We start from the raw sequence: 7,390 nt of genomic DNA on the forward strand, positions 1-7,390 counted from the left end.
GGGCTTGCCGGGCTGCACGTCAGCTCGGTCCGGCCTTGTAGCCGACACCGCGCACCGTCACGACGATCTCGGGGCGCTCCGGGTCCTTCTCGACCTTGGAGCGCAGACGCTGTACGTGCACGTTGACCAGGCGGGTGTCCGCGGCGTGCCGGTAGCCCCAGACCTGCTCCAGCAGCACCTCGCGGGTGAACACCTGCCAGGGCTTGCGGGCGAGGGCGACCAGCAGGTCGAACTCCAGCGGGGTCAGTGCGATGGAGGCGCCGTCGCGCTTGACCGAGTGCCCGGCCACGTCGATGACCAGGTCACCGATGACCAGCTGCTCGGGTGCGGGCTCCTCCGACCGGCGCAGACGCGCCCGGATGCGGGCCACCAGCTCCTTCGGCTTGAACGGCTTGACGATGTAGTCGTCGGCCCCGGACTCCAGGCCCACGACCACGTCCACCGTGTCACTCTTGGCGGTGAGCATGACAATCGGCACGCCCGACTCGGCCCGGATCAGCCTGCACACCTCTATGCCGTCCCGTCCGGGCAGCATGAGGTCGAGCAGGACGAGGTCCGGCTTGGCCTCCCGGAAGGCAGCCAATGCCTTGTCACCGTCCGCTACGAACGACGGCTCAAAACCTTCTCCACGCAACACGATGCCGAGCATCTCGGCCAGTGCGGTGTCGTCGTCGACGACAAGGACGCGTCCCTTCATGCTTGACATCATCCCATTAGCTAATCGTTACCCGGCGGTGAGCTGTCCCACAGCCAAAAGGGCTGGAAATCGCCCCTCGGACCTGCGTGGTGATCAGGACGACCAGTCTGCCCCGGATCCGCGCGACAATTGAAGGGACGAGCAGCCCAAGATCCTGGGTGGGGGACAGCTGGTCCGTTCGAGGTCCCCCCATGGCACGATGGCAGCCGACCAGCGCGCCCGCCACGGCAGGTGCACGTGAAGGAGCGACGATGAACGACTCTCCGGGCTGGGCCACGCCCGGATCCCCGTCCGACGGCCAGGGCTCCGACGGCACCCAGCCGCCCGCACCGCCCGCCGACGCCCCGAAGTGGTCGGCGTCCCAGCCCCCGCCCGGCCAGTGGTCCAGCCCGGCAGCGGGCCCCACCCCGCCCCCGCAGCAGCAGGGCCAGGGCTGGGGATCGTACGGCCAGCCCGGCCAGCAGCCCGGCCAGCAGCCCGGCGCACCGTACGGCAGCCCCTACGGCGCCCCGTACGGCCATCCGGGTGGCCCCGGCGGCTGGGGCGGCCCGCCCCCCGCCGCCAAGCCCGGAGTGATCCCCCTGCGCCCCCTGGGCCTCGGCGAGATCCTCGACGGCGCCGTCAGCACCCTGCGCGGCCACTGGAAGACGGTCCTCTCCGTCAGCCTCGTCCTCGCCGCCCTCGTCCAGCTCGGCCTGCTCACCGTGCAGCGCCTCATGATGGACAACCTCGTCATGACGCCCGACGAAGCCGCGACCCCCGAAGAAGCCATGCGGCTGCTGGGCGACACCCTGACCACCGCCGTCTTCAACTACTACATCCAGCTGCTCGGACTGCTCCTGGTCACCGGCCTCCTCGCCGGCGTCGTCAGCCGCGCCGTCCTCGGCCAGAGCTCCACCGTCGCCGCCGACCTGCGCGCCGTCCGCCCGCTGCTCCCGCGCCTGCTCGCCCTGACCGCCGTACTGTTCCTCGGCGCCCTCGCCGCCGGCGTCCTGCCCCTGCTCCCCGGCCTCCTGACCGGCAACGCCGTCCTGATGGTCCTCGGCATCCCCGTCGCCCTCACGCTCCTCGCCTGGTACTTCGTGACCTTCGTCCTGGCACCGCCCGCCCTGGTGCTGGAACGCGGCAAGGTCACCGACGCCTTCAAGCGGTCCGCCAAGCTGGTCAAGGGCTCCTGGTGGCGCATCTTCGGCATCAGCGCCCTCACCTGGGTCATCACCTGGATCACCTCGCTGATCATCGCGGTGCCCTTCGCCGTCATCGCCATGATCGTGTCCCCCGGCGGCTTCAGCGGCCTCCTCGACGGCACCTCCGCCCAGAGCTGGACCTTCCTGATCATCACCGCGATCGGCGGACTCGTCAGCCTCACCGTCACCGTCCCCATGCAGACCGGCGTCACCAACCTCCTCTACATCGACCAGCGCATCCGCCGCGAGGCCCTCGACCTGGAACTCGCCCGCGCCGCCGGCCTCGACGACTACGACGCCGCCACCCCGCAGCCCGGCGGCGGACCGGTCACAGGAGGCTGACGCACCGATGAGAACGGGGGGACTCATCGTCACCGGCACCACGGCGCTGCTGCCCGGCGCCGAGACGCCACCACTGACGACACCGCGCGACGCCGCCCGCGAGGCGGCCGAACGCGAACTGGCCAAGCGCGCCTACCACCAGGACGACCCCGGCCTCTTCGAGCGCGCGCTGGACCGCTTCTGGGAGTGGATCGGCGGCCTCCTCGACAGCGCCTCCGCCTCCACCCCCGGCGGCGGCTACGGCGTCCTCGCCGTAGCCGTCCTGGTCGTCCTCCTCGTCGCCGCCCTCTGGTGGCGCCTCGGCACCCCCCGCCGTACGGCCACCAGCGCGGGCATCCTCTTCGACGACGGCCTGCGCAGCGCCGCCGACCACCGCACCGCCGCCGAGACCCACGCCGCCGCCGGCCACTGGACCGAGGCCGTCCAGGAACGCATGCGCGCCCTCGTGCGCTCCCTGGAGGAACGCACCCTCCTCGACCCCCGCCCCGGCCGCACCGCCGACGAGGCCGCCGCCGAAGCCGCCGTGTCCCTGCCCGGCCACGCCGACGACCTGCGCGCCGCCGCCCGCACCTTCGACGACGTCACCTACGGCGGCCGCACCGCCGACCCCGACGCCTACGCCCGCCTGCGCACCCTCGACCTCACCCTGGAGCGCACCAAGCCGCTCCTGACGGGACCCACCGCATGACCGGCCCCACCGAGCCCGCGACGGCGCCGCCCGCCCCGGCCCCGGCCCCCGCGCCCGCGCCCGACCGCCCGGGCCGCCGCGCCGGCACCTCCACCGCCCTCACCGGCGCCCAGCTCTGGGCCCGCAGCCGCGGCTTCCTCCTCGCCCTCGGCATCCTGCTGGTCTCCGCCGTCCTCCTGGCCGGCCTCCAGACCGGCGACCACCACGGACGCCTCGACCCCCGCTCCCCCGACCCCGAGGGCAGCCGGGCCCTCGCGCAACTCCTCCAGGAACGCGGAGTCACCACCCGCGTGGTCACCAACGCCACCGACGCCGCCGCCGCGGCCGGCCCCGGCACCACCCTCCTGGTCACCGACCCGGACCTGCTCGGCGCCTCCCAGCGCCGCGCGATCCGCTCCGCCATCGACCTCTCCGGCGGCCGCACCGTCCTGATCGCCCCCGGCGACTCCCTCTCCGACCTGGCCCCCGCCGCGCGCACCGGCGGCTTCGCCCACCAGGACGACCTCGACCCCGCCTGCACCCTGCCGGCCGCCGCCACCGCCGGCCGCGCCTCCACCGGCGGCGACCTCCGCTACACCGCCGGCCCCGCCGGAGCCACCGCCTGCTACCCCAGCGGCGGCCGCCCCACCCTCCTCGTCCTGCCCGGCACCACCAAGGGCGGCGACACCGTCCTCCTCGGCTCCGAGTCGGTCCTCCTCAACGAACGCCTCGCCGAAGAGGGCAACGCCTCCCTCGCCCTCCAACTCCTCGGCTCCCGCCCGGACCTCGTCTGGTACCTGCCCACCCTCGCGGACATGACCGCCGCCGACGACACCGAGGACCAGAGCCTCCTCGACCTCGTCCCGTCCGGCTGGCACTGGGCCCTGCTCCAGCTGTTCGCCGCCGCCGTCCTCGCCGCCCTCTGGCGCGCCCGCCGCCTCGGCCCCCTCGTCACCGAGAGGCTCCCCGTCGCCGTCCGCGCCTCCGAGGCCACCGAGGGCCGCGCCCGCCTCTACCGCAAGGCCGACGCCCGCGACCGCGCCTCGACCGTGCTGCGCGCCGCCACCCGCGAACGCCTCGCCGCACTGGTCGGCGTACCGCCCGCCCAGGCCCACGACCCGGCCTCCCTGGTCCCCGCCGTGTCCGCCCGCCTCGGCGACGGCACCCGCGACGTGACCACCCTCCTCTTCGGCACCACCCCCGCCGACGACGCGGCACTCGTCGCGCTCGCCGACCACCTCGACGCCCTCGAAAGAGAGGTCCGCACCTCATGACGGCCACCACGGACAGCGCCCGTACCTCCCTGGAAGCGCTCCGCACCGAGATCGCCAAGGCCGTGGTCGGCCAGGACTCCGCCGTCACCGGTCTCGTCGTCGCACTCCTGTGCCGCGGCCACGTCCTCCTCGAAGGCGTCCCCGGCGTCGCGAAGACCCTCCTCGTGCGCGCCCTCGCCGCCTCCCTCGAACTCGACACCAAGCGCGTCCAGTTCACCCCGGACCTGATGCCGAGCGACGTCACCGGCTCCCTCGTCTACGACGCCCGCACCGCCGAGTTCTCCTTCCAGGACGGCCCGGTCTTCACCAACCTGCTCCTCGCGGACGAGATCAACCGCACGCCCCCCAAGACCCAGTCCTCGCTCCTCGAAGCGATGGAGGAACGCCAGGTCACGGTCGACGGCACCCCCCGCAAGCTCCCCGAGCCCTTCCTCGTCGCCGCCACCATGAACCCCGTCGAGTACGAGGGCACCTACCCCCTCCCCGAAGCCCAGCTCGACCGCTTCCTCCTCAAGCTGACGGTGCCCCTCCCCTCCCGCGAGGACGAGATCGGCGTCCTGACCCGGCACGCCGCCGGCTTCAACCCCCGCGACCTCGCGGCGGCGGGCCTGCGCCCCGTCGCCGGCCTGAAGGAACTCGAAGCCGCCCGCGAAGCCGTCACCCACGTCACCGTCTCCCCCGAGATCGCCGGCTACGTCGTCGACATCTGCCGCGCCACCCGCGAATCGCCGTCCCTCACGCTCGGCGTCTCCCCGCGCGGCGCGACCGCCCTGCTGGCCACCGCCCGCGCCTGGGCCTGGCTCGTCGGCCGCGACTACGTGACCCCCGACGACGTGAAGGCCCTCGCCCTGCCCACCCTGCGCCACCGCGTCCAGCTCCGCCCGGAAGCCGAGATGGAAGGCGTCAAGGCCGACGCCGTCATCACGGCGATCCTCTCCCACGTCCCCGTCCCGCGCTGATGGCCCTCACCGGACGCGCCGCCCTCCTCGCGGCCCTCGGCAGCCTGCCCGTCGGCATCCTCGAACCGAGCTGGACGGGCATCCTCGCCGTCAACGGCACCCTGGCCCTGGCCTGCGCCGTCGACTGCGCCCTGGCGGCGCCCGTCCGCGCCCTGCGCCTCACCCGCTCGGGCGACACCTCGGTGCGCCTCGGCGAGAGCGCCGACGTCCACCTCACGGTCACCAACCCGGGCCGCCGCACCCTCCGCGCCCGCGTCCGCGACGCCTGGCCGCCGAGCAGCTGGCAGCCCGGTACCGAGGGCCCCGCCTCCCGCCACGACCTGACCGTCCCCGCGGGCGAACGCCGCCGCCTGACCACCCGCCTGCACCCCACCCGGCGCGGCGACCGCCGGGCCGACCGCGTCACGATCCGTTCGTACGGCCCGCTCGGCCTGATGTCCCGCCAGGGCTCCCACACCGTCCCCTGGACGGTCCGCGTCCTGCCGCCGTTCGCCAGCCGCAAGCACCTCCCGTCCCGCCTGGCCCGCCTGCGCGAACTCGACGGCCGCACCAGCGTCCTGACCCGCGGCGAGGGCACCGAGTTCGACAGCCTCCGCGACTACGTCCCCGGCGACGACACCCGCTCCATCGACTGGCGCGCCACCGCCCGCCAGAACAAGGTCGCCGTCCGCACCTGGCGCCCCGAACGCGACCGGCACATCCTGATCTGCCTGGACACCGGCCGCACCGCCGCGGGCCGCGTGGGGGACGCTCCCCGCCTGGACGCCGCCATGGACGCGGCCCTGCTCCTGACCGCCCTGGCCACCCGCGCCGGCGACCGCGTGGACCTGCTGGCCCACGACCGCCGTGCCCGCGCCCAGGTCCAGGGCCGCTCGGCCGCCGACACCCTTCCGGCCTTCGTCAGCGCCATGGCGACCCTCGAAGCGGAACTCGTCGAAACCGACTCCCGCACCCTGGTCTCCACGATCCTGCGCAGCGCCCCCCGCCGGTCCCTCGTCGTCCTGCTGACCAGCCTGGACGCGGCCCCGATCGAGGAGGGCCTGCTGCCGCTGCTCCCCCGGCTGACGCAGCGCCACACGGTCGTCCTGGCCTCCGTGGCCGACCCGCACGTGGCCGAGATGACCCGCGCCCGCGGCACCGTCGACGCCGTCTACGAGGCCGCGGCGGGCACCCAGTCCCAGGCCCAGCGCCGCCGCACGGCCGACCAGCTGACCCGCCACGGCGTCCACGTCGTGGACGCCACCCCCGAAACCCTCCCCCCAGCCCTGGCCGACGCCTACCTCTCCCTCAAGGCCGCCGGCCGCCTCTAGTGCCGTGGCCGGGAAGGTTTGGCGGGTCGCGGCGTCCGGTGCGGTGCATCTCAAGGCGGAGGGCCACGGCTCGTACTGGACGTACCTCCGTGGTCCGACAACGCGAAGAGGTGCCGTGCCGGACGTCGCGACCCGGTGGACCTTTCCGGTCACGGCACTAGCGCTCTAGAGCCGCTCCTGCGGTCCCGGGCTGGCTACGCTGGTCGGGCACCCACCAGGAGGACACGATGGCCGACCTCACCCCCGAGCAGATGCGCCGGATGCACGATTTCGCGGAGCAACTCGCGGAACTGGCCGAGCTCCAGGAGGACGCGTGGAAGGTGCAGACCACCGACGGTCAGATCTTCCTCACGATGATGAGCCCCACGGCTCCCCACGGCCTGAACGTGGTCCGGCTCCGCCGCCAGATCGAGGCCCAAACGCCCGAGGTCATGGCCCTCAACGCCACGAACATGGGTGATCCCCATACCGGACTGACCAAGGTCCCCGACCTCATGGTCACCGCCGAGGAGGACACCGACGACACGGCCAAGGTCGTGAACTCGCGCGACGTCCTGATGGTGGTGGAAGTCGTCTCCCGCACGAATTCCCTCACCGACATCCGCGACAAGCTCCACGACTACCCGCGCATGGGCATCCCCCTGTACGTCGTCGTGGATCCCCGCAAGGACAAGAAGGCCGTCACGGTCCACAGTGACCCCTCGGAAGGCCCCGACGGCATCCGCTACCGCAAGAAGGTCCCCTACGCCTTCGGTGACACCGTCCCGGCCGGCCGCTGGACCCTCGAAACGAGCGGCCTGAAAAGTTACCCGGCCGACTGGTAGCGCCGCCTGACGGCCGGACGGCACCGCATCCGCGCCGTTCCGGGCCGTAAACGCAGAAAAGCCCCGCACCATAAGGTGCGGGGCTTTCCCACAATGATTGTTCGGCGGCGTCCTACTCTCCCACAGGGTC

7 protein-coding genes are annotated in these 7,390 nt (G+C 73.4%); 6 read left to right on the plus strand and 1 reads right to left on the minus strand.

Annotated features, from left to right (window positions below; genetic code table 11):
* Positions 1 to 19: 19 nt before the first annotated feature.
* On the minus strand, positions 20 to 709 hold the full coding sequence (gene mtrA, locus AC07B0_RS27420; RefSeq protein ID WP_323188307.1) for a two-component system response regulator MtrA: 690 nt from the start codon (positions 707 to 709) through the stop codon (positions 20 to 22).
* A gap of 239 nt (positions 710 to 948) precedes the next feature.
* Between mtrA and AC07B0_RS27425 the strand changes: the two genes are divergently transcribed.
* From AC07B0_RS27425 to AC07B0_RS27450, 6 genes are all read left to right on the plus strand, one after another.
* The gene (locus AC07B0_RS27425; RefSeq protein ID WP_478899109.1) at positions 949 to 2,226 is read left to right on the plus strand and encodes a hypothetical protein; all 1,278 of its coding nucleotides are present in this window, start codon (positions 949 to 951) and stop codon (positions 2,224 to 2,226) included.
* 7 nt (positions 2,227 to 2,233) lie between these two features.
* Positions 2,234 to 2,914, plus strand: coding sequence for a DUF4129 domain-containing protein (locus tag AC07B0_RS27430; protein ID WP_478899110.1), 681 nt, complete (start codon positions 2,234 to 2,236; stop codon positions 2,912 to 2,914).
* Positions 2,911 to 4,167, plus strand: coding sequence for a DUF4350 domain-containing protein (locus tag AC07B0_RS27435; RefSeq protein WP_356882546.1), 1,257 nt, complete (start codon positions 2,911 to 2,913; stop codon positions 4,165 to 4,167). Before AC07B0_RS27430 ends, AC07B0_RS27435 begins: the two co-directional genes overlap by 4 nt.
* On the plus strand, positions 4,164 to 5,126 hold the full coding sequence (locus AC07B0_RS27440; protein WP_356882544.1) for an AAA family ATPase: 963 nt from the start codon (positions 4,164 to 4,166) through the stop codon (positions 5,124 to 5,126). Before AC07B0_RS27435 ends, AC07B0_RS27440 begins: the two co-directional genes overlap by 4 nt.
* Positions 5,126 to 6,436 (plus strand): DUF58 domain-containing protein, encoded by a 1,311-nt coding sequence (locus AC07B0_RS27445; RefSeq protein WP_478899111.1) that lies wholly within the window; start codon positions 5,126 to 5,128, stop codon positions 6,434 to 6,436. Before AC07B0_RS27440 ends, AC07B0_RS27445 begins: the two co-directional genes overlap by 1 nt.
* A 227-nt stretch (positions 6,437 to 6,663) precedes the next feature.
* A complete protein-coding gene (locus AC07B0_RS27450; protein ID WP_478864383.1) occupies positions 6,664 to 7,260 on the plus strand; it encodes a Uma2 family endonuclease in 597 nt (198 codons plus the stop codon).
* Positions 7,261 to 7,390: the final 130 nt, after the last annotated feature.

This window comes from Streptomyces sp. NPDC044704, assembly GCF_056433525.1.